Annotated in this window: 37 protein-coding genes and 1 pseudogene; 34 read left to right on the top strand and 4 right to left on the bottom strand. The window is 72.9% G+C overall.

Going from position 1 to position 18,856, the window contains the following annotated elements; all coding sequences use genetic code 11:
• The first annotated feature begins 2 nt into the window (after positions 1 to 2).
• From AB0C99_RS16015 to AB0C99_RS15885, 27 genes and pseudogenes are all read left to right on the top strand, one after another.
• Positions 3 to 1,046, top strand: a complete 1,044-nt coding sequence (locus AB0C99_RS16015; protein WP_362475220.1) for a hypothetical protein — start codon at positions 3 to 5, stop codon at positions 1,044 to 1,046.
• The gene (locus AB0C99_RS16010; RefSeq protein ID WP_362475218.1) at positions 1,043 to 1,741 is read left to right on the top strand and encodes a 3'-5' exonuclease; all 699 of its coding nucleotides are present in this window, start codon (positions 1,043 to 1,045) and stop codon (positions 1,739 to 1,741) included. The genes AB0C99_RS16015 and AB0C99_RS16010 overlap by 4 nt, the downstream gene beginning before the upstream one ends.
• A gap of 2 nt (positions 1,742 to 1,743) precedes the next feature.
• On the top strand, positions 1,744 to 2,043 hold the full coding sequence (locus tag AB0C99_RS16005; RefSeq protein ID WP_362475216.1) for a hypothetical protein: 300 nt from the start codon (positions 1,744 to 1,746) through the stop codon (positions 2,041 to 2,043).
• Positions 2,040 to 2,624, top strand: coding sequence for a hypothetical protein (locus AB0C99_RS16000; RefSeq protein WP_362475214.1), 585 nt, complete (start codon positions 2,040 to 2,042; stop codon positions 2,622 to 2,624). Before AB0C99_RS16005 ends, AB0C99_RS16000 begins: the two co-directional genes overlap by 4 nt.
• Complete coding sequence (locus AB0C99_RS15995; RefSeq protein WP_362475213.1) at positions 2,621 to 3,466, top strand: hypothetical protein; 846 nt, start codon at positions 2,621 to 2,623, stop codon at positions 3,464 to 3,466. Before AB0C99_RS16000 ends, AB0C99_RS15995 begins: the two co-directional genes overlap by 4 nt.
• Positions 3,463 to 3,747: pseudogene (locus AB0C99_RS15990) on the top strand (WhiB family transcriptional regulator); the annotation flags it as partial. The gene AB0C99_RS15995 and the pseudogene AB0C99_RS15990, both read left to right, overlap by 4 nt.
• A 311-nt stretch (positions 3,748 to 4,058) precedes the next feature.
• Entirely contained in the window at positions 4,059 to 4,277 is a 219-nt protein-coding gene (locus AB0C99_RS15985; protein ID WP_362475211.1) for a hypothetical protein, read from the top strand.
• On the top strand, positions 4,274 to 4,651 hold the full coding sequence (locus AB0C99_RS15980) for a hypothetical protein (RefSeq protein ID WP_362475209.1): 378 nt from the start codon (positions 4,274 to 4,276) through the stop codon (positions 4,649 to 4,651). The genes AB0C99_RS15985 and AB0C99_RS15980 overlap by 4 nt, the downstream gene beginning before the upstream one ends.
• Before the next feature lie 5 nt (positions 4,652 to 4,656).
• On the top strand, positions 4,657 to 5,475 hold the full coding sequence (locus AB0C99_RS15975) for a DUF2303 family protein (RefSeq protein ID WP_362475207.1): 819 nt from the start codon (positions 4,657 to 4,659) through the stop codon (positions 5,473 to 5,475).
• Positions 5,475 to 5,771: a hypothetical protein gene (locus tag AB0C99_RS15970; RefSeq protein ID WP_362475205.1), complete on the top strand. Its 297-nt coding sequence runs from the start codon at positions 5,475 to 5,477 to the stop codon at positions 5,769 to 5,771. Before AB0C99_RS15975 ends, AB0C99_RS15970 begins: the two co-directional genes overlap by 1 nt.
• A 10-nt stretch (positions 5,772 to 5,781) precedes the next feature.
• Positions 5,782 to 7,641, top strand: coding sequence for an AAA family ATPase (locus tag AB0C99_RS15965; protein ID WP_362475203.1), 1,860 nt, complete (start codon positions 5,782 to 5,784; stop codon positions 7,639 to 7,641).
• A gap of 49 nt (positions 7,642 to 7,690) precedes the next feature.
• Positions 7,691 to 8,032, top strand: a complete 342-nt coding sequence (locus AB0C99_RS15960; protein ID WP_362475201.1) for an HU family DNA-binding protein — start codon at positions 7,691 to 7,693, stop codon at positions 8,030 to 8,032.
• Between the two features lie 17 nt (positions 8,033 to 8,049).
• Entirely contained in the window at positions 8,050 to 8,604 is a 555-nt protein-coding gene (locus AB0C99_RS15955; protein ID WP_362475199.1) for a hypothetical protein, read from the top strand.
• A complete protein-coding gene (locus tag AB0C99_RS15950) occupies positions 8,601 to 9,041 on the top strand; it encodes a hypothetical protein (protein ID WP_362475197.1) in 441 nt (146 codons plus the stop codon). The genes AB0C99_RS15955 and AB0C99_RS15950 overlap by 4 nt, the downstream gene beginning before the upstream one ends.
• On the top strand, positions 9,038 to 9,337 hold the full coding sequence (locus AB0C99_RS15945; protein ID WP_362475195.1) for a hypothetical protein: 300 nt from the start codon (positions 9,038 to 9,040) through the stop codon (positions 9,335 to 9,337). The genes AB0C99_RS15950 and AB0C99_RS15945 overlap by 4 nt, the downstream gene beginning before the upstream one ends.
• A gap of 11 nt (positions 9,338 to 9,348) precedes the next feature.
• On the top strand, positions 9,349 to 9,717 hold the full coding sequence (locus AB0C99_RS15940; protein ID WP_362475193.1) for a hypothetical protein: 369 nt from the start codon (positions 9,349 to 9,351) through the stop codon (positions 9,715 to 9,717).
• A gap of 35 nt (positions 9,718 to 9,752) precedes the next feature.
• A complete protein-coding gene (locus AB0C99_RS15935) occupies positions 9,753 to 9,941 on the top strand; it encodes a hypothetical protein (RefSeq protein ID WP_362475191.1) in 189 nt (62 codons plus the stop codon).
• Between the two features lie 80 nt (positions 9,942 to 10,021).
• Positions 10,022 to 10,792, top strand: a complete 771-nt coding sequence (locus AB0C99_RS15930) for a hypothetical protein (RefSeq protein ID WP_362475189.1) — start codon at positions 10,022 to 10,024, stop codon at positions 10,790 to 10,792.
• A gap of 100 nt (positions 10,793 to 10,892) precedes the next feature.
• Positions 10,893 to 11,318 carry a hypothetical protein gene (locus AB0C99_RS15925; RefSeq protein ID WP_362475187.1) on the top strand — a complete coding sequence of 142 codons (426 nt, stop codon included), beginning with the start codon at positions 10,893 to 10,895 and terminating at the stop codon, positions 11,316 to 11,318.
• Positions 11,315 to 11,470: a hypothetical protein gene (locus AB0C99_RS15920; RefSeq protein WP_362475186.1), complete on the top strand. Its 156-nt coding sequence runs from the start codon at positions 11,315 to 11,317 to the stop codon at positions 11,468 to 11,470. The genes AB0C99_RS15925 and AB0C99_RS15920 overlap by 4 nt, the downstream gene beginning before the upstream one ends.
• A complete protein-coding gene (locus AB0C99_RS15915) occupies positions 11,467 to 11,700 on the top strand; it encodes a hypothetical protein (RefSeq protein WP_362475184.1) in 234 nt (77 codons plus the stop codon). The genes AB0C99_RS15920 and AB0C99_RS15915 overlap by 4 nt, the downstream gene beginning before the upstream one ends.
• Complete coding sequence (locus tag AB0C99_RS15910; protein WP_362475182.1) at positions 11,697 to 12,086, top strand: hypothetical protein; 390 nt, start codon at positions 11,697 to 11,699, stop codon at positions 12,084 to 12,086. The genes AB0C99_RS15915 and AB0C99_RS15910 overlap by 4 nt, the downstream gene beginning before the upstream one ends.
• The gene (locus tag AB0C99_RS15905) at positions 12,083 to 12,259 is read left to right on the top strand and encodes a hypothetical protein (protein ID WP_362475180.1); all 177 of its coding nucleotides are present in this window, start codon (positions 12,083 to 12,085) and stop codon (positions 12,257 to 12,259) included. The genes AB0C99_RS15910 and AB0C99_RS15905 overlap by 4 nt, the downstream gene beginning before the upstream one ends.
• 16 nt (positions 12,260 to 12,275) lie before the next feature.
• Complete coding sequence (locus AB0C99_RS15900; protein ID WP_362475178.1) at positions 12,276 to 12,959, top strand: hypothetical protein; 684 nt, start codon at positions 12,276 to 12,278, stop codon at positions 12,957 to 12,959.
• Positions 12,956 to 13,216 (top strand): hypothetical protein, encoded by a 261-nt coding sequence (locus tag AB0C99_RS15895; RefSeq protein WP_362475177.1) that lies wholly within the window; start codon positions 12,956 to 12,958, stop codon positions 13,214 to 13,216. Before AB0C99_RS15900 ends, AB0C99_RS15895 begins: the two co-directional genes overlap by 4 nt.
• Before the next feature lie 101 nt (positions 13,217 to 13,317).
• A complete protein-coding gene (locus AB0C99_RS15890; protein WP_362475175.1) occupies positions 13,318 to 14,073 on the top strand; it encodes a hypothetical protein in 756 nt (251 codons plus the stop codon).
• A 156-nt stretch (positions 14,074 to 14,229) separates the two neighbouring features.
• Positions 14,230 to 14,562 (top strand): hypothetical protein, encoded by a 333-nt coding sequence (locus AB0C99_RS15885; protein WP_362475173.1) that lies wholly within the window; start codon positions 14,230 to 14,232, stop codon positions 14,560 to 14,562.
• A 13-nt stretch (positions 14,563 to 14,575) separates the two neighbouring features.
• Here AB0C99_RS15885 and AB0C99_RS15880 read toward each other — a convergent pair whose 3' ends face one another.
• The 4 genes from AB0C99_RS15880 to AB0C99_RS15865 all read right to left on the bottom strand — a co-directional run bounded on the left by AB0C99_RS15880 (position 14,576) and on the right by AB0C99_RS15865 (position 15,778).
• The gene (locus tag AB0C99_RS15880; RefSeq protein WP_362475171.1) at positions 14,576 to 14,755 is read right to left on the bottom strand and encodes a hypothetical protein; all 180 of its coding nucleotides are present in this window, start codon (positions 14,753 to 14,755) and stop codon (positions 14,576 to 14,578) included.
• 31 nt (positions 14,756 to 14,786) lie between these two features.
• On the bottom strand, positions 14,787 to 15,005 hold the full coding sequence (locus AB0C99_RS15875; RefSeq protein ID WP_362475169.1) for a hypothetical protein: 219 nt from the start codon (positions 15,003 to 15,005) through the stop codon (positions 14,787 to 14,789).
• A 117-nt stretch (positions 15,006 to 15,122) separates the two neighbouring features.
• Positions 15,123 to 15,539: a DUF6221 family protein gene (locus AB0C99_RS15870; RefSeq protein ID WP_362475167.1), complete on the bottom strand. Its 417-nt coding sequence runs from the start codon at positions 15,537 to 15,539 to the stop codon at positions 15,123 to 15,125.
• A 5-nt stretch (positions 15,540 to 15,544) separates the two neighbouring features.
• On the bottom strand, positions 15,545 to 15,778 hold the full coding sequence (locus tag AB0C99_RS15865) for a hypothetical protein (protein ID WP_362475166.1): 234 nt from the start codon (positions 15,776 to 15,778) through the stop codon (positions 15,545 to 15,547).
• Between the two features lie 104 nt (positions 15,779 to 15,882).
• Here AB0C99_RS15865 and AB0C99_RS15860 point away from each other — a divergent pair, with 104 nt between their 5' ends.
• From AB0C99_RS15860 to AB0C99_RS15830, 7 genes are all read left to right on the top strand, one after another.
• Entirely contained in the window at positions 15,883 to 16,092 is a 210-nt protein-coding gene (locus AB0C99_RS15860) for a hypothetical protein (protein WP_362475164.1), read from the top strand.
• A 76-nt stretch (positions 16,093 to 16,168) separates the two neighbouring features.
• On the top strand, positions 16,169 to 16,552 hold the full coding sequence (locus AB0C99_RS15855; RefSeq protein ID WP_362475162.1) for a hypothetical protein: 384 nt from the start codon (positions 16,169 to 16,171) through the stop codon (positions 16,550 to 16,552).
• Positions 16,545 to 16,868, top strand: a complete 324-nt coding sequence (locus AB0C99_RS15850) for a hypothetical protein (RefSeq protein WP_362475160.1) — start codon at positions 16,545 to 16,547, stop codon at positions 16,866 to 16,868. Before AB0C99_RS15855 ends, AB0C99_RS15850 begins: the two co-directional genes overlap by 8 nt.
• Positions 16,868 to 17,128, top strand: a complete 261-nt coding sequence (locus tag AB0C99_RS15845; protein WP_362475158.1) for a hypothetical protein — start codon at positions 16,868 to 16,870, stop codon at positions 17,126 to 17,128. Before AB0C99_RS15850 ends, AB0C99_RS15845 begins: the two co-directional genes overlap by 1 nt.
• Positions 17,128 to 17,964: a protein transporter Sec31 gene (locus AB0C99_RS15840; protein WP_362475156.1), complete on the top strand. Its 837-nt coding sequence runs from the start codon at positions 17,128 to 17,130 to the stop codon at positions 17,962 to 17,964. Before AB0C99_RS15845 ends, AB0C99_RS15840 begins: the two co-directional genes overlap by 1 nt.
• Entirely contained in the window at positions 17,964 to 18,518 is a 555-nt protein-coding gene (locus tag AB0C99_RS15835; RefSeq protein WP_362475154.1) for a hypothetical protein, read from the top strand. Before AB0C99_RS15840 ends, AB0C99_RS15835 begins: the two co-directional genes overlap by 1 nt.
• A gap of 28 nt (positions 18,519 to 18,546) precedes the next feature.
• Positions 18,547 to 18,759 carry a hypothetical protein gene (locus AB0C99_RS15830; RefSeq protein ID WP_362475152.1) on the top strand — a complete coding sequence of 71 codons (213 nt, stop codon included), beginning with the start codon at positions 18,547 to 18,549 and terminating at the stop codon, positions 18,757 to 18,759.
• Positions 18,760 to 18,856 lie beyond the last annotated feature (97 nt).

Raw genomic sequence — 18,856 nt, 5'->3', positions numbered from 1 at the left:
CCATGGGCTCGCGCATCCTCACCATCCAGCGCCGTACGGCCGAGCACGGTCGTCTCCGCACCGGCTACACCCAGGGCAAGCGGCCCGTCCGCTCCGCCACGTGGGTCATCACCTCCCACTCCGAGGACCACGTCCGCGCCGCCGCCGAGCTGTGGGGCGGCGAGCCGGAGCAGTGGAAGCCCCTCAACTCGACGATCGAGCAGTGGCGCGTCATCACCAAGGCCGCGTCCATCGAGGCCCTGATCACTCCCGGCGACCCGCTGAACCAGTACAACGAGATGTGGTCCGCCGGTGGCTGCCAGCGGCGTTGCGACGGCCAGACCGAGCTCCTCACCCGCCAGGCGTGCGTCTGCGCCCGCCAGTTCGGCGAGGACTGGCACACCCAGCCCAAGGGCCGTGTCTGCTCCACCACGTCCCGCCTGAACGTGATGCTCCCGGACCTGTCCGGCATGGGCATGTGGCGGGCCGAGACCCACTCGTTCTACGCCGCGTCGGAGTGGGGCGGGATGGTCGACATGGTCCTCGCCGGGACCGACGGCCGGGGGTTCGTCCCGGTGACGCTGCGGATCGAGCCGCGCCAGGTGATCCGCGAAGGCAAGACGAAAAGGTTCCCGGTCGTCGTCGTCGAGCTGCGCGGCGTGACGCCCCGGCAGGCCCTCGCGGGCCCGATGTCGGCCGCGACCGCACTTGACCCGACCGGCTCCCACGCGGTGGCCGCGATCGAGGCGCCGCGTCCCGACTACGTCGCGCTCGCCGAGGCCGCGCTGTCCTCCGACGACGTCCGTGACGTGTGGCGGCAGGCCAGCGAGGCCGGTCACGTCCACCCCAAGGGCGCCGACCCGCTGTCCAGGAAGCTCATGGCCATCGCAGCGCGCAAGGACGTCGAGGAGACCACCGCCGTCGGTGAGACCTCGCGGGCCGCTGAGGCCGAGCTGGCGCCGGACGGGCCGGACGAGGACGGCGCGTACGAGGCCGAAGTCGTCGACGAAGGCCCGGAGACCGAGTGGCCGGCCGTCGCCGCGCCTGGGGCGGGGGCCCGCCGATGAGCTGGCACCTCGGCCGCATGTGCGGCTTCGACCTGGAGACCACCGGCACCGACGTCGAGGCGGACCGCATCGTCACCGCCACCGTCGTCCAGGTCGGCGGCGGACAGCCGGTCATCGCCGCGGACTGGCTCGCCGACCCCGGCATCGACATCCCCGAGGGCGCCGCCAGCGTCCACGGCATCACCACCGACACCGCCCGCACGAAGGGCCGCCCGGCCGCCGAGGTCGTCGCCGACGTCCTCGCCGCGCTCGGCCAGGTCGTCGCCGCCGGGATCCCGGTGGTCGCGATGAACGCCCGCTACGACCTCACCCTCCTCGACCGGGAGGCCGCCCGCTACGGGCTGGCGGCGCTCCCGGCCGGGCCGGTGATCGACCCGCTCGTCCTGGACAAGCACGTCGACCGCTACCGGCGGGGGAAGCGGAACCTGACCGCGCTGTGCGAGCACTACCGGGTCGAGCTCGGCGCCGCGCACACCTCGTCGGCCGACGCCGTCGCCGCGTGCCGCGTCGCCTGGCGCATCGGCCACACCCGGCCGCAGCTCGCCGCGATGCCGCTCGACGAGCTGCACACGGCACAGGTCGGGTGGGCCGCCGAGCAGGCCGCCAGCCTCCAGGCCCATCTCCGCAAGACCGACCCGGCCGCGTACTGCGCGCCCGAGTGGCCGCTCATCCCCCGCCAGCAGAACGGAGCCTGACCATGCCCGTGTCCCGCCGCGCCTACCGCGCACTTCAGGCCCGCTACGAGCTGGTCGTCGAGCAGCGCGACGTCGCCCGCAGCCACCTCAAGACGTCGCGGAGCGTCGCCGTCGAGTACGCGGGCCGGATCGAGGGGCTCCAGCAGGAGCTCAAGGCCCGGTCCGTCAGCACCGTGACCACCGCCGAACACGCCCAGCTCAAGCGGGCGTACGCCGCCCTGGAGCGGCAGCTCCTCGACGTCCAGGCGTCGAACGAGCTGATGTGCCGCGAGGCCGTCGAGAAGGCCGAGGCCGCGCGATGACCACCCAGTCCCCCGCCGCCGGGATGACCATCCTCCCGGCGGCGGCCGGGGCCACCCGGCCCCTCGTCGTCGGCCTCGACCTCTCCCTCACCTCCACCGGAGTCGCCGGAGAGGGCTGGACCGACCGCATCCGCACCAAGACCCGCGGCGACATGCGTCTCCACTACCTGATCGGCCAGATCTCCACCTTCATCCGGCGGGCCGACCTCGTCGTCATGGAGGGCCCGAGCTACGGCCACGCCCACCTCGCCGGACACGAGGACCTCGCCGGGCTCCGCGTCCTCGTCCGGCAGTACTGCCACCGCCACACCATCCCGTACGCCGTCATCCCCCCGGCCACGCTCAAGCTGTACGGCACGGGCAACGGCCGTGCGGCCAAGGGTGAAGTCCGGAGCGCGGTCGCCAACCGGTACGGCATCCACACCGAGGGCGCCGCCCGGTACGACGAGGCCGACGCCTACGTGGCCATGGCCGCCGGTATGGACTGGCTCGGCTACCAGCTGGCGCCGGTGCCCGACCGGGCCGCCGCCGCGCTCGCTGGTGTCACCTGGCCCGAGCAGACCCCGGCGGTGGCCGCATGAAGCTCCGCAACAACGTCGTCGAGCTCCTCCACGCCGGGCGCTCCGACCGCGAGATCGCCGCCACGCTCCACACCGACGCCAGGACGGTCTCCACCGCCCGCGCCACCCTCGGCCTGCCCAAGGCCCGGCCGGGCAAGCGGCCGGCGGCGGACCTGACGACCGCCTTCAACGCTCGGGCCAAGCGGGCCCGTGACGGCCACATGCTGTGGACCGGCCACGCCCAGAACGGCATGGGCACCTTCCGGTGGCAGGGCCGACTGTGGACCGCTCGCCGCGCCGCCTTCGAGATCCACAACGGGCGCCCGCCCGTCGGGAAGGCGCTCCCGTCCTGTGGCCGTGCACAGTGCGTCGCCCCTGCCCACATGCAGGACCAGACCGGCCGGTTCGAGGCCGTCCAGGCGGCGAAGGCCGCCCGCCCCGCACCGCCCCGGGACTCCATCGTCGAGATGCTGCGCGGCGGCCACTCGGCGGCCGAGATCAGCCGCGTTCTCCGTGTGGACGCGGCCCGGGTCCGCCGCATCCGGGACGAGCTCCGGCTCCCGCCGTGCAAGCCCGGCCCCAAGCTGCGGAGCATCGACGAGATCTTCGAGAGCCGGGTCACCCGCACCGCGGATGGCCATCTCCTCTGGCCCACCACCAACTACCGCATCCAGAACGGTGACGGCCCCGATGTCTCCGTCACCCGGTACGCGTTCCGCCAGAAGCACGGGCGGGCGCCGGTCGGCAAGGTCCTGCCCGGCTGCGGCACACCGCGGTGCGTCCACCCCGACCACCTTGAGGACCGGCCCATGCGCGAGGCCCTCGACTCCCAGCTCACCGCGATCTTCGGGAGCACACGATGAGCCACAACAGCACCCACGCCACCATCCCCGCCCACACCCCGGACTGGCGCGACAGCGCCGACTGCCGCAAGCCCGGCATGGACCCCGAGCTGTGGTTCCCCAACGGCACCACCGGCGTCCACGCCCTCCAGGCCGAGGAGGCCAAGGCGTTCTGCCGCGACTGCCCCGCCGCCGTCGCCTGCGCCCTCTGGGCCCTCCGGGAGAACCACAGCGACGGAGTGTTCGGCGGGCTGTCCACCCCCCAGCGCACCCGCCTCGCGCGTAGGGCGGCCAAGAAGCGTCTCACGGATGCCGAGATCGTCGCCGAAGTCCGGGCCATCTGGCAGCAAGAGGGCCAGGACAAGGTCGTCGATTCCTACCTGGACAGGACCACCCAGGACGACGACGGTCACGTCCGGTGGCACGGCACGAAAACGTCGTACGCGGTCGCCGGCCGGAAGTACACCCCGACTCAGCTGGCGTTCGTGGTCGGTCACGGCCGCTCGCCGCTCGGCATCGTCCGCCCCACGTGCGGCCGTACCGGCTGCGTCGCCGCCGAGCACCTCGCCGACGGGCAGATGCGGGACGCCCGGCAGCCCCTGGCCGCCGCCGCATGACCCCTCAGCGGCAGACCGTCACCGGCGCCCTGTTCGTCGACTTCGGCCAGCAGCTCAAGAACGGCACCTGGGCCCGGCCCCCGCGCGCGAAGTACGAGTGCCTGGTCTGCCGCACCACCGACGGCCCCGTCGTCGGCGCCGCAGCCGTCACCGCCTTCGTCCAGACCATCCGCAGCAAGCACCACCACAACCAGCAAGGAGCGCAAGCCGCATGACCTCCACCCAGCCCGACACCGACCTCGACCCGCAGCCCGCCGCGCCCGTCGCCGCGTTCCTCGCCTCCCACCTCTCCGGCCGCACCGACGAGGAACTCTCGCGGGAGTTCCACCAGCTGCTCGACGCGGTCCGCGCCCACGGCAAGAAGGGCCAGATGACGATCACCATCGTCGTCGAGCCGCCCGCCAACGGCGTCGACTCCGCCCCGATGCCGATCGGCGTCGAGTCCGCCGTCAAGGCCCCCAAGCCCACCGCCGTCAGGTCCCTGTACTTCCTCGACAGCGACGGCCTCCCCGTCCGCGAGGACCCGCGCCAGCTCGCCATGGACTTCCGCCCCGCCCCCGCCGTCACCACCGAGTTCAAGAAGGCGTGACCCCCATGACCATCGAGACCACCGACAACGTCCGCAGCCTCGTCGCCGTCGCCCAGCAGGCCGCCGCCCCGGTCGCCCTGGAGACCGGCAAGTACCACGTGCTCCGCACCGGCGACGGCATCCGCACCGTCGACCTCACCGGCCCCGACCACACCGGCATCCCGGCCCGGAAGTCCGGCACCACCACCGTCCGAGACGCCGTCTCCTTCGCGGCCTACTTCACCAAGCACGCCGACCCGGACACCGAGGTCTACGCCGACGCCGACCGGCTCACCGTCACCGCGGTCCTCGACGCCCACACCGCCGACACCGCCCGCTGGTCCGGCCACCGGCTCACCCTCGGCCTCCGCAAGACGGAGTCGTGGGCGCAGTGGCTGGAGCTCGACGGCCGGCTGATGCAGCAGGAGCAGTTCGCCGAGTTCCTGGAGGACCACCTCCCCGAGCTCCTGGAGCCGTCCGCCGCCGAGATGCTGGAGATCGCCCAGTCCATCCAGGGCGCCACGAAGGTCGAGTGGCAGAACTCCACCCGCCTCGCCTCCGGTCAGCGGCAGTTCCAGTACGTCGAGACGACGCAGGCCAAGGCCGGGCAGCGCGGGCAGCTCACCGTACCCGAGACCTTCGTCATCGGCCTGGTCCCGTTCGAGGGCAGCGCGGGCTACCAGCTCACCGCCCGCTTCCGGTACCGCATCGGCAAGGACGGCGGCCTCGCCCTCGGCTACAAGCTGGAGCGCCCCGGCGACGTGATCCGCAAGGCGTTCGCCGACGTCGTCGAGAAGGTCGGCGCCGACATCGAGCAGCCGATCATGAACGGCACCCCGGCCTGATGAGCCGGCCGCGTGCGGCGGGCGCCGCCGACTCCCGGTGCCCGTCGTGCGCGGCCCCCGTCCTCGCCCAGTGGGTAGGCGACCGGGCCGCCCTCCGGATCACCGCCGACCTCACGCCGCTCACCCCCGAGCAGCAGGCCGCGGTACGGACCCCGAACCGGCTCATCTGGTGCCTCGTCCAGACCCGCCACGGAACCCCCCGGCTCCGCTGGCTGTCCCGCTGGCACCCGCCCGACTGCCCACATCGACACGTCACCGAACACCGCTGCACCGCCGCGCCGACCACCCTGTTCTGAGGAGCACCCCGTGGACAACGTCCGCCAGATGAACCGCGAGACGGCGGACAACGACGACTTCGCCCGGGTGCCCCCGAACAACCCGGAAGCCGAGGCGTACGTCCTCGGCAGCTGCATCCACCAGCCGCGCCACATCCCCCTCCTCCGCAACATCATCAGCGGCGCCGACTTCTACAAGCCCAACAACGAACTGATCTGGAACACGCTCTGCCACCTCTACGACACGGGCCAGCCCACCGAGCCCGTGACGCTCAGGAAGGCCCTGGAGGCACGCCGAGACCTTCACCGCGTCGGCGGAGTCCCCTACCTCGCTTCGCTCCTCGAATACCACTGGCCGGCACCTGACCACTTCGCCGAGATGGTCCGCGAGGCCGCCGACCTCCGCGCCGCCGGAGAGTTCGGCCGCCTCATCACCCAGTACTCCCACAAGCCCGACGCCGAACCGCAGCACATCGTCACCTTCATCGACGACTACCTCCAGCGGCAGCGCGAACGCGCCGCCGGCCGCTCCGGCGACCCCGTCGACGCGCTCCTCGCCGAACTCCTCGACACCAGCGCCCTCGACAGCATGCCGACGCTCGAACCCCTCGTCGGCGACCTCCTCCACCGCGACACCCTCGCCCGGATCATCGGCCCCTCCGGGCACATGAAGAGCTTCGCCACCATCGACATCGCCGCCCACGTCGGGACCGGCAAGTCCTGGCACGGCCACCACGTCACCCAGGGCACCGTCGTCTACCTCGTCGCCGAGGGCCACCGCGGTATCCGCAAGCGCGTCCGGGCCTGGGAGAAGCACCACGGCCTGAAAATGGACAACGTCCTCTTCCTGCCCCGCCCGGTCCAGACCCGGGGCCCGGAGTGGGACCTGTGGATCGAGGCCATGCGCCGCCTGGAGCCCGCGCTCATCATCATCGACACCCAGGCCCGCGTCTCCGTCGGCGTCGAGGAGAACTCCAACACCGAGCTCGGCATCGTCGTCGAGCGCCTCGACGACCTCCGCCGCGCCACCGAGGCGTGCGTCCTCGTCATCCACCACACCGGCCACATCGGCGAGCACGGCCGTGGCGCCTCCGCCGCCAAGGGCGCGCTCCAGTCCGAGTTCCACGTGTCGAAGAAGGGCGACAACGCCGCCAACATCATCGTCACCTTCAAGGTCGGCAAGCAGAAGGACGACGAGGAGGGCGAAGACCTCCAGTTCGGCCTCAAGGTCGTCACCCTCGACGGCGAGACCAAGCCCGACGGGCGCCCCGTCACCTCCGTCGTCCTGGAGTCCCTCGACACCATGGCGCGCCCGCCCATCGAGGCCGGATCGCCGGAGTGGCTCGTCACGGTCCTCGACAAGGCCGGCATCCCGCTCGACTGGGGCCAGATCCGGGTCTCCCGGTGGCTGACCGGCGAGAACATCAAGCTCGGGAAGCCGAAGATCGAGGAAGCCCTCCGCATCCGTAAGTCCCGCGCCCCGCAAACCGGGACAGGGGAGGGCGAATCGGGCGCCCATACATGGACAGACACAGCCATCCCCGGCACGGCCGATGAATCACTGTCCGATTGCACCCGAAATGACCTCCCCCGAAACCTCCCCCGTACAGATTTCAACCAACCTCCCCACGAATCCGGAGGGAGGTCCAGGGAGGTCACCGAAAACCCCAGGTCAGACATCCCCCCACAAGCCGGGGGAGGTCCGGGGGATGCCCTTACAAAACCTCCCTCCCCCCGCTCCCCCTCTAGGGAGGGGGGAGGTGCAGGGGAGGACGAGAAAAACACCACCCCCAACACCCCCCGCTGCACCGTCTGCAACCAACCCCTCCACGGCTACCGACTCGACCGCGGATACGACACCTGCCTCCAACACGACACCGACGCCGCCTGACCCGGCGCCCTCGGTTCCCCGCCCCTCTCGCACCCAGGAGAAACCCACCATGAGCACCACGCCCACCTCGATCAACAAGACCGCGCTCGGCCACCTCGTCGCCGCCCAGCTCGGCGTCTCCCAGCGCGACGGCGTCCGCGCGGTCGACGCCGTCCTGGAGGTCATCACCCGGTCGATCACCGGCGGCATCGGCGTCGCGGTCTCCAACTTCGGCGCCTTCGTGCCGGTGCAGCGGACGGCGCGCGCCCGGCGGAACCCGCAGACCGGCGGCACGGTGCTGGTGCCGGCGCGGCAGGAGGTCCGGTTCCGGGTGTCGCCGCGGCTGCGGGAGACCGTCCAGGCCGCCGACCCGGCGGTGGCAACGATCCGCAAGAACCCCAAGTCGGCCTGACCCAGAGGAGCAGCAGCATGGATCCCGTCTTCTTCACCGCCCCGGGCCTGGCCTCGTTCGCCCGCAGCCTCGACATCGAGGTCCGGAGCACGCTCACCACGTACGGCGAGCCGTCGTTCCCCGACGGCACCGACAGCGCCCGCGCCGGCTTCGCTGAGGAGCTGTACCAGGACGGGCAGATCGCCCACCGCGACGGCGTACTCACGTGGGCGCAGCAGCTGGAGATGATGACCGCGGTCGTCGTTGCCGCCGTCGACCCGGCCGTGCTCCGCGCGCTCCTGGTGCGCATCGTGAGCCTGTGTGCGATGTGGGAGCGGGACCTTCAGTGCCGTCCGCACCCGATGGTGTGCGCGCACTGCGGGGAGCCGATCGAGACCGATGAGTCCCGGTGGACGTGGGTCGGCCCGGTCCCGGAGCCGGGCGTCCCGGCGTGCGGCGTGCCGCGGTTCCACGGCGACCGCCCGGAGTGCCGAGCCGCGTCGGGCCGGGCGTGCGACGCGGCGAAGGCGGCCCGGACAGCGGTCCGGACGCCGGATCCGGCGGTCCGCGCTGATCAGGACGGTACGCAGTGAGCGCCCCGGGCCGCGCCCGGACTGGTCCGGACCACGCCCGGACCGATCCGGCCCTCGCCGAGCTCGGCCCGCTCGCCCAGGTCATCGCCCGGACGCTTCGCGACACCCCGGTCCGGCTCGGCGACCCGCAGGCGGCGCCCGACCTCGTCGGCGCGCTCACCGCCGCGGTCGCCGTCTACATCCGCCGCGAGGTCCTGCCGGCCGGGGCGCTCGACGAGGCGCACCCGATCGAGACCCGCTGGGTCGTCGAGGCGCGCCTCCGCTCGGACGTGTGGTCTCCGTGGTCGGGCCCGCTCACCAACCCGGTTGAGGCCCTTGCCTACTGCGCGACCGCTGCGGAGTCCGCCGTCCGGCGGGAGTTCCGCGTCGTCCGCCGCACGACCATCACCACGATCGAGCCGATGCCGCCAGCGGCAGACAGCGAGACCACCACATGATCGCCATCCTCCTCACCCCCGCCAGCCTCTGCGCCCAAGCCTGCGCACTCGCCTTGATCCTGCTGCGCCCCCACGACCGCAAGACGGGCGCGGGCGCCAGCTGCATCGCCAACGCCCTCGCCGCAGCCGCCCGGATCCCGGAGAACCCGCCGCTAGCAGGGGTCTTCGCGGGCGTCGCAGCGTACTTCGCCTGGCTCTGGTGGCACAGCGGCGGCGGGGACGACACGAAGCGTCGGCTCCGTAGCTGGGCCCGCGCGTTCACGCCCGTCCGCCGCACCGCGCCCATCGGCGCCTGAAGGAGACCCACATGCCCATCCGCCCCGAGAACCGACACCGCTACCCGCCCAACTGGCCCCAGATCAGCCTCGACATCCGCACCGAGCGCGCCGGCGGCCGGTGCGAGTGCCTCGGCGAGTGCGGCCGCGGCACCCACACCGGCCGGTGCCCCAACGAGAACGGCGGCACCGCCTACGGAACCGGCTCCCGAGTCGTGCTCACCGTGGCCCACCTCGACCACACCCCCGAGAACTGCGACCCGGCCAACCTCCGTGCCATGTGCCAGGGCTGCCACCTCCACTACGACCGCGACCACCACCGCCAGACCGCCGCAGCCACCCGCCGCGCCGCCCGCGAAGCCGCCGGCCAACTCGCCCTCGACGGCCAGCCCGCCGCCTGACCTCATCCGGTTCCACCCAACCCACAGGAGCAGCCATGACCGACCGCATCAGCGTTGACGTCCACGCCGTCGAGACCGCCCTTCGCCGATGGTTGGCGATCTTCGACTACGACCTGCACAAGCAGACCGTGTGCAGCGAGGACGAGGGCACCGATACCTACCCGGACGAGGCGGCCTTGTTCTTCGCTCACCTGAAGTCCGCTGTCCAGCAGCCGTCCGCCTGACCCCGCACGCAAGCCGTCCGCCCGCAGGCAGCGCGGGCGGACGGCCACCCCGAGCCTTCCACACGATCAGGAGCCTGACCATGACCGACCAGACCGCCGACCAGCTGACCGCCCGCATCTACGACTCGCTCGTCGCCTTCAACGGTGTCGCCTGCTGGGACGTTCTCCGTCTTGCGCAGGCGAGGCAGTACCTCGCGGAGCACCTGGCGCAGGACCCCGAGGTCCGGGACGCCGCCCGCCAAGCCGCCGGACAGCCGGCCGCCGAGCACCCCATGGCCCGCGCGCTCCGCCTCGGCGCAGCCACCATCCCGGACGACATCGTCGCCGAGATCTGCGAGTCCACGAACAGCGGCGTCCCGCTGCCCTGGCCGGAGTACACCGACCGTGACGCCGAGGTGTGGCACCTCACCGACGAGACGCACGACGGTGACCGCGTGATGCTGCCCTCGGCCGGCGATATGGCACCCATGCTGCGCCGGGACGTCCAGCGCTTCTTCGGCCCGCTGACCGCCGCCGGACAGCCGGCCGCCGCCGTCTGCCTCTCCGGGCCCGACCGCGCGCCGTACTGGCTGGAGCTCGACCCCGAGCGGGCCGCCGCCCTCCGAGACGACCTCGCACCGCCGACCGCCGTCCCCGCCGCCGTGCCGGTTGCGCCCACCAACCACGACAGCGAGACGCGCGCCGCCGCCCTCCGTGAGGCCGCCGACTTCATCGAGAAGCTGCAGGCCCAGATGGACGAAGAGATCCGCGCCGAGTACAGCGAACTGGACCGCGACACCGAGGTCGAAGGCGCAGCCACCCGCCGCATGGCGACCGAGCTCCGCCGTCTCGCCGCCGGGGCCGAGTCGTGACCTGGTGGCAGGAGCTCCTCGCCTGGTGGCCGCCCGCCTCCCTCCTCACCGCCGCCATCTGCTGCCGGACCATCCACAACCTCAAGCACAGGAGTGCCCGATGACCACCACCGTCCCCCGCCGCTTCTACCTCCAGCGCACCACCGACATCACCGGCGTCTCCGGCACCGGCCACGTCGCAGACGGCATCCTCTGGCCCGACGGCAGCGCCGACATCCGCTGGCGCGGCGACCGGCCCAGCGCCGTTCACTGGGACCGCTTCGAAGACGCTGTCGCCGTCCACGGCCACGGCGGCGCCACCCAGATCGTCTGGCTCGACTTCGAGGAGACCGAGGTTGAGAACGACCTCCCGTGCCTGCACTGCATCGACGGCCACGGCTCGCCCGACCGCTGCACCTGGGGCGTCCGCGTCGGCCCCCAGCGCGACGGCGACGGCCAGCCCGTCTACCTCCTCGTGCAGCCGGCCGACGGCCAGCACGTGGCACCGGAGGACGCGCGGTGGCTTCAGGGCCTGATCGACCGGTGACCGAGCCACCCCTCACCGCCGACGAGCAGGCCCACCTCGACCTCCACGCCCCACGCATCACACCCCTCGCCGAATGCGCCCGACCCATCGGCCGGCCCAACCTCCCCCACGACCGGCCCGTCGAAAGCGTCCCGACAGGAGACCTCCTGTGACCACCCAGATCCAGCCCGGCCAGACCTACCGCTCCGCCGACCACCGCGAAACCATCCGGTTCCGCGTCACCGCCTACACTCCCGGCGACGCCCGCGCTCACGTCGTCGACGCCACCACCGGCAAGCGGCCCCGACAGGTCCTCGTCAACCGCATGTACACCACGCCGAGGACCAAGACCGGCCAGCCGCGGCGCAGCGGCTATGTCCTGGAGACCGGAGCCGACCAGTGACCCAGCCCGACCGGCACACCGCCGACACGATCACCTCGGACGCCCTCGACCAGCTGTACGCCGACCTGGAGCAGGCCGAGGCCGAGCGGGACCGCTACCGCTCCTGCTGGCACAGCGCCCGCGACCGCGCCCAAGCCCTCGGCGAGGGCACCCTCCGCCACGTCGCCGACCGCGACGCGTGGAAGGCATGGACGAAGAAGGCCGAAGAAGCGGTGCAGTACTGGTACGACGCCGCTGTCGAACGGCTGGAGCGAGCGAAGCAGGCCGAGGCCGCCACCGAACGCGTCCGCGCCTATGCCGCCGACCTCGACCGCGCCGGTTGGACCCAGGCCGCGATCGCCCGCCGCATCCGCACCGCCCTCGACGAGCAGCAGGAGCAGCAGTGACCCGCCGCCGGAGAACACCCAGCACCTGCCGCACCGGCAAATTCCGCCACCGCGACGCCATCGCCGCCAAGCTCGCCCTCGCCCGCATCGACACCGGCATCGGCCGGCGCCGCGAACGCCGCGCCTACCGCTGTTCCCGCTGCGGCGGCTGGCACCTCACCAGCCAGTCGTGACCACCTGGAGCCCCTGATGGATGACGCCTCGGACGCCCCCTCCGGCCTGCGCGCCGCCAGACGCACCCGCGCCCGCGACCGCGCCGCCCGCCGCCGGACCCTCCTCGACCTCCTCAACCGCATCGACCGACTCACCCCGACCGAGGTCCTCCTCCTCGTCGAGCACACCCGCGCCGAGCTCGCCGCCGCCGACGCCCTCCGCTCCTCCCTCATCGGCGTCGAGCGCGCCCTCCAGCAGCGCGACGACCAACTCGTCGCCGCCGAGGCCGCGATCGTCGAGACCGAGCACGACCGCGACGACCAGGCCGAGCAGCGCCGCCGCCTCGGCATCGAGCTGCGGCACTGGCAGACGCACATCGTGCCCATGCTCGCGGGCGAGCGGGACCAGGCCCTTGCGGCCACCGCGCGGGCGCTCGCGGTGCGGCGGGCGCCCGGCCGGCTTCCGTGGAGCCTGCCCGCCCGCGCCCAGGCGACCGGATGGGACGCGGCCCTTGACGCCATCCGCGAGGCCATCGTCGTCCGCACGCCCGGCGCCCGCCCGGTCCACCCCGACGGCACGCCGTACGGCTACGCCGACATCGTCGCCGAGGGCTGGTCCTACTGCGACGCCTGCCGGCAGTGGGGCCGCGACGGGACCCCTGACATCCCCCACGACTGCCCGGCGCCCCTGAACTGCGCCACCACGAAGGAGCCACGATGACCCGCCGCATCTACGCCGCCGACATCGCCAGCCAGCTCATCACCGCCGGCCACCCCAGCAGCGACCGCGGGCCCGCCTGGACACCCGGCCACCGCGTCAGCCAGGCCAGCCCGCACACCACCCGCATCCACCACGACGGCCCCGACGAACCCGCACACCTCGACCAGTACGCAGCCACGCTGCGCCGGGCCGGCTTCACCGTCACGGCCGAGGCCCGCACGAACCGGCGCCCGACCATCCGAGCCACCCACCCCTGAGCACGACGAAGGGGCGCGCCTCCACGAACCTCGCCAGGCCAGGCACGCCCCATCCGGTGCGACCACCGTACCGCCGCAGCACCCATCCCACGGAGCGCACCATGAACAACCCCACCCTCACCACCGCCCAGCAGCTCCAGCAGATCGCCCGCCTCTGGCCCGAGCTCCAGGACGCGCTCGCCGCCCCCACGCAGCACTCGTGGCCCCCGGTCGAGCTCCGCGGCTACCTCCAGGCCATGGAGCGCCTCGACATCGACGACCCGGCCGCCTACAACACGGCCCGCCGCGCCCTGGAGCGATCCCCCGAGCAGCTCGGCACCCGGCCCGTCCCGCTCAACCTCCGCGTCCACGACACCATGCGCGCGGTCGAGGCCGTCCTCCTCGACACCGCCGACCAGCTCGCCCGCGCGATCCAGCGAGCCCCGATGCAGCCGCCGGCCCCCGCCCGCGCCGCGTACGCCCGCACCCGCGGGGAGCGCCTCGCCTGGGAGGACCGGGCGCGCCGGATCCGTGCCGCCCGCGCCGACGCCTGCGACCCTCGGCGGTGGCAGCCGCAGCAGGGCCGAACCGCTGTCCGCGCTGCTCTGTGGCTGTCCGGACGATCCGCCGGACGGTCCGGACCGTTCCGGCCGCTGTCCGCCGACCAGCACCGGCACCTCGACCGGGTCGCAGCCGGCGCGCTCGCCCGCGTCGAGGGCGTCCTCGACCTGGCCGACGGCAAGCGGGAGCTCGCGGCCACGCACCCGTGCGCGTGCGGCGGCACGATCACCGTCCACGGCGGGGCCGGCACGCAGCCGGTGGCGCAGTGCGGGGCGTGCGGGGCGCTGTGGCACGAGGGCGGGGTGGTCGCGGCCTGACCTGCGATCCGCCCTGATCCGGAGCGAATCCGCCCTGGATCCGGGCGGATCCGGACTGCCGGTGTGACTCAGCCCACCGCTCCCTTGGGCCTGAGGACCAGACCGTCCCCCGGCGCCGTCGATACGGTCCCCACACCACCCAGCGAAAGGGCCCGCATGTACCGCGCCCCGACCGGCCTCGGCCGCCTTCTCCGCATCCTGCCCTTCTCCATCACGCCCGCCTCCGCCTGGGTCATCACCGGCGTCGGCAGCCACCGCGGCATCGTCGTCCTCGACAGCGTCCTCTATGCCCCCATCTTCCGTTACTGCGGCTCGGTCAGAGACGCGACCATGTACGACGCCATCAGCCGGGGATTCGTCGAGATCGGCGCCGAGGAGCCCGTGCCCGAGTACGACGAAGCCCGCGGCCCGTGGAGGTGGGAGGACGGACGGACGGGTCGGCCCATCTCGGTGACGGACGCGGGACGACGGGCGACCTGGGAACGGTGAAGAAGAGCAGGGCCTATTCGGCGGGGAGCCGACAGGCGAGGTCGACGGCGAGCTGGCCGGCCTCGCGGCCCTCATCGGTGTCGTCCTCGAAGTGCAGCAGCAGCGCAACCACCCGCCGGGCTTCGTGCAGGGTGAGCAGCGGCTGGCGGTCGTCTGGCGGATAGGTGCCCGTGACGGGCTCGGCAGTGTCCACGGGCAGACCAACCTGCGGGACAGCCGGTCGGTCACGGCTCGCGCGGATCTGCCGGCCATGCCTTGGGGTCGCCGCCGCGCCATTCGATCGGCGGCCAGCCCGCTTCCTCCAGCCACCCGGCCCGGCGCAGGAACTCCATCAGGTCCTCGAACTTGAACGCCCTACCCGCGATCTGGTCGCCGATCCGGACCGCCCGCCCACCTTCCGGGTCCGGCGGCATCACCACGACGTGCGGCTGCTCATCGCCCATACCCTCCACCCTCCGCCCGGACAGGCCCGGACGCATCCGGACGGCGCCGGACAGGCGTAGACAGCACAGAGCCCCCACCTCCAGCACGTCGGCGGAAGTGGGGGCTCGCCTGCGCGGCTACTGCGGGCGCCACGCCTCGTCGTAGTCGGGGTGGTCGGCGTACGGCAGGGCCAGCAGGTGCAGCGTCGGGCACGGGTGCGGCAGCGGGCCGCCCCGATCGCACGTCGAGCAGATGTCCACGTCGGAGTACTCGTACTCGGCCGGGCCATGCAACTCCAAGATCCGCCGCTTGGCGTCGACCTCGGCGAGGACCCGCGCCGGATCGTGGCGGGCAACGTGGGTGGCATCCGCCTCCGTCTGCCCCGGGACGATCCGCCACCTCTCCTCGGTCCACACCTCCCACTCGCTGGCGCGCCCCGCCTCGGGGCTGGCTTCCCACACGTAACAGGCAGGAGTGCCACGACTGACGGCCGTGGCGAGAGCGACCCGCCCGTCCTCGTCGAGGCGGGCGTTCAGGAACTCCACCAGATCCACGCCGGTCACTCCTCGCCCTCGCGCGCCTTCGCCGCGGCTGCCTTCACCACCTGGCGCACCTGCTCGCGCGACCAGCCCGTGCGCCGTGCGATCTCCGCCTGCGCACCCCGCTCGTCGTGAGCGGCGAGCAGCCGCACCACCTCCGTGGCGAGCGCGGCCCGCGCTTCGTCCAAGGCCGTCTCGGCGCGGCGGTAGCGCCGGGTCAGCGTGTCCAGGGTGGTGGTGTCCATGGCGGACATGATGCCACGCGATCAGCCAACCGGATAGGCCAACCCACTTGACAATAGCCAAGTCCATTGGCCAAGCTGGTTGACGTAAGCGGCGCATAGCTGAGGAGTCCCGAATGATCACCCGAGCGTTCAAGGTCACCCTGGAGACCACGACCGGCTGGGAGGACTACACCACCTACGCCGACACCCCGCAGGCCGCAGAGATCGCGGCCGTGACCCTCTACCGCATGCAGCACCCGCAGGAGCGCATCATCCGCGCGCTGCGGAACGGCTCGATGACCTCCGCGGCATACACGGCGCCGCCCGGCATCGACTGGCGCTGACGCACAACGCGGCCCCGGCCGGAGTTCGCACCTCCAGCCGGGGCCCGCCCACCCCTGATCAGACCAGGAGAAGGCCATGCCCAACCGTACCCGTACCCGCCTCTGCCCCCAGCGCGACCGCGCCCGCACCCTCCTCGCCGCCCGCGTCCGCCAGGGCCTCGGCCTCCGCGGCACCCACGCCATCGACCCCGGCGACACCCCCACCCGCGTCACCGTCTGGGACATCCGCAGCCTCCAGGACGTCTACGCCCGCGTCGGCGGCCGGCTCTCCCTCGCGCAGGTCACCCGCACCGTCTCCGACGGCACCACGTACTCCATCGTCGAGGCCACCGTCACCACCCGCCTCCCCGGCCTCGCCACCGTTGACATCACCACCGACTGGGACCCCGCCACCGAGCTCGACGGCTACACCCTCCCCGTCATCGCCGACCACACCACCACGGGGGCCCGCCGTGGCTGACCGCGCCCACCCCACCCAGCAGGACGACGCCCTCCGCCAGGCCCGCCACGACACCCTCGTCCGGACCACGGCCAGCGCCCTCATCACCGCCATCGCCGAGTACCTCGCGGACACCCGCCCCGGGGACTACATGGTCGAGGCGTCCCGCCAGTACCTCGCCAGCAGCTACGCCAAGGCCCACGCCACCCTCGACAGCGCCTTCGCCGAGGAGCTCACCGCGCGGCTCCTCAAGCTCATGCCGACGCCCCACCACAACGAGCACCGCGGCACGTACGCCCAGCGCCTGCGCAGCGTCGCCGGAAAGGCCGGCGCCTGATGCGCATCCCCCGCGTCTTCGGCCGCCGGCCGCAGCCGGCTGCCCCGGCCCTGCCCCCCGAGCCGCTCCACGACCCGACCGTCCACACCCCGGCCGCCCCGCTGCCGCTCGACGCCGCCCTCCGCATCGCCCGTGACGCCCTCGCGCGGCACCAGGGCGCGAACATCCACAGCCGGATCGCCCTGTACTTCGCGGCCGTCGACCTGGACCACGCGCTCCGCACCCTCGTCCACACCGTCGACCACGAGCAGGGGGCCTGATGCGCACGCGCACCGAGCAGCGCGAGCGGCTCGTCCCGCACACCGTCAACGGCGAGACCAAGATGGTCACCGAGGAGTACGCGGTCGTGGTCCCGGCCCCGCCGCGCGACTGGGACCACATCGTCCTCACCGGCGCCCTCGTCGTCGTGATCGCGGGCCTCGGCATCGTCATCGTCTGGTCGACCGCGTCCATCGGCGACCTCCTCGCCCGCGCCGTCTCCGAGCCGGGCATCGCGTACGCCGCCGCCACCGGCTTCAGCGCCGGGTGGATCGTCTGCATGGCGCTGGAGTGGCTCGCCCGCTACGACCCGGCCAGGGTCCGGCGCCCGCGCGCCGCCGGCCACCTCTTCCTCGCCGCCGACATGGCCGCCGTCTGCGTGCACGGCTGGATCGTCGACACCTTCACGGTCGGTGTCCTTGGCGCCGTGCTGTCCGGTGGCGCGAAGGGGCTGTGGACGCTCGTCCTCGACCACCAGGCGACGCCGCTCGATTCCCGTACGCAGCAGTGGGTGACGCTCAAGCGCGGGGAGATCGGCGCCCGCCTGTCGCTCGGCGCGGCCACCCGCCAGCTCGCACGGGAGGACCGCCGGGCCGCGGCTGTCGAGGCGGCACTTCGGTCGGCCGACGAGGCGGACCCGGACGACGTCCCGGACGACGCCACGGTGCTCCCTCTCCCGATCACCACGGTCACCACCAAGGACGCCGTCAAGATCGCGTGGGACTCGGGGCTCCGCGAGCAGACGGACATCGTCCGTTACGTCAGCAAGGTTCAGGGGCGCGCCGCGCCGCCCGACACCGTCGGCCGGTACCTCCGCGTCCTGAAGGCGGGCGCCTGATGCGCCAGCCGCACTACCACCCCTACGACTGCGAGGAGCAGCCGATGAACTACACGCACCTGCCCCACGACCCGTACGCCGCCGCCGTGATGGAGGCCCTGGAGGCCGACGGGATGCTCGACGCCGAGGGCTCCTGGACCGAGTACAGCTCGGACAACGGCGTCGTGATGGTCATGGAGCTCGTGATCACCCTGGACGAGGACCGCACGACCGCCGCCGGGTGGGAGTACGGCGCTACGCTGCTGTGGAACCAGGTCGAGGGCTGGCAGTGGGGCCCGGGGTCCAAGGAGGGCCACCTCCAGCGCGCCGAGCCCCTGATCGTGGGCTGCGTCGTCCCGGAGCCGGCCGACGTGGTCCGGGCCGCGGCGATCCTGCTCGACGGCGCGCCCCCGGCGGGCCGCCTGCCCATCGCGGGCGCCGCGCGGCCGGCCGCCGCCGGCGCCGTCCCGCCGGCGATCCAGGAGCTCCTCGACGCGGGGGCCGAGCCCGGGACCGAGGACTACGCGCCGACGGAGGAGACCCTCCGCCAGCTGGCCGCGTACGCGGTTGCGTGACCACCTACCACCTGAGAGGACTTCTGAGATGAGCGAGCGCGTGAACGTGCGGGTACTGCTGCTGGTCGGCGACGAGGCGGAGATCGTGGCGGACGCCGAGGATGCGACGGAGCCGGAGCGGTACCCGGTGGTGGAGCTTCTGGCCGCTGTGGGCGGGGACCGGGCGGAGTTGCCGGGGGTGCGGCTGACGGCGCGTGTGGGTGCCGGTGAGCGGCTGTTCGACTGGCGGCGCCGGGGGTAGTTGGTGGTGGTGAGGCCCCGCCCGTTCGGGTTGGGGCCTTTCCCTTCTCCTCAAGTGTTGCAAAACGCTATGGCATGGGTCATAATAGAGACACGAG

It is taken from the genome of Streptomyces sp. NPDC048659 (assembly GCF_040650575.1).
GTDB lineage: Bacteria > Actinomycetota > Actinomycetes > Streptomycetales > Streptomycetaceae > Streptomyces.
Note: the sequence above shows the minus strand (reverse complement) of the source record. Positions and strands in the feature narration are given on the sequence as shown.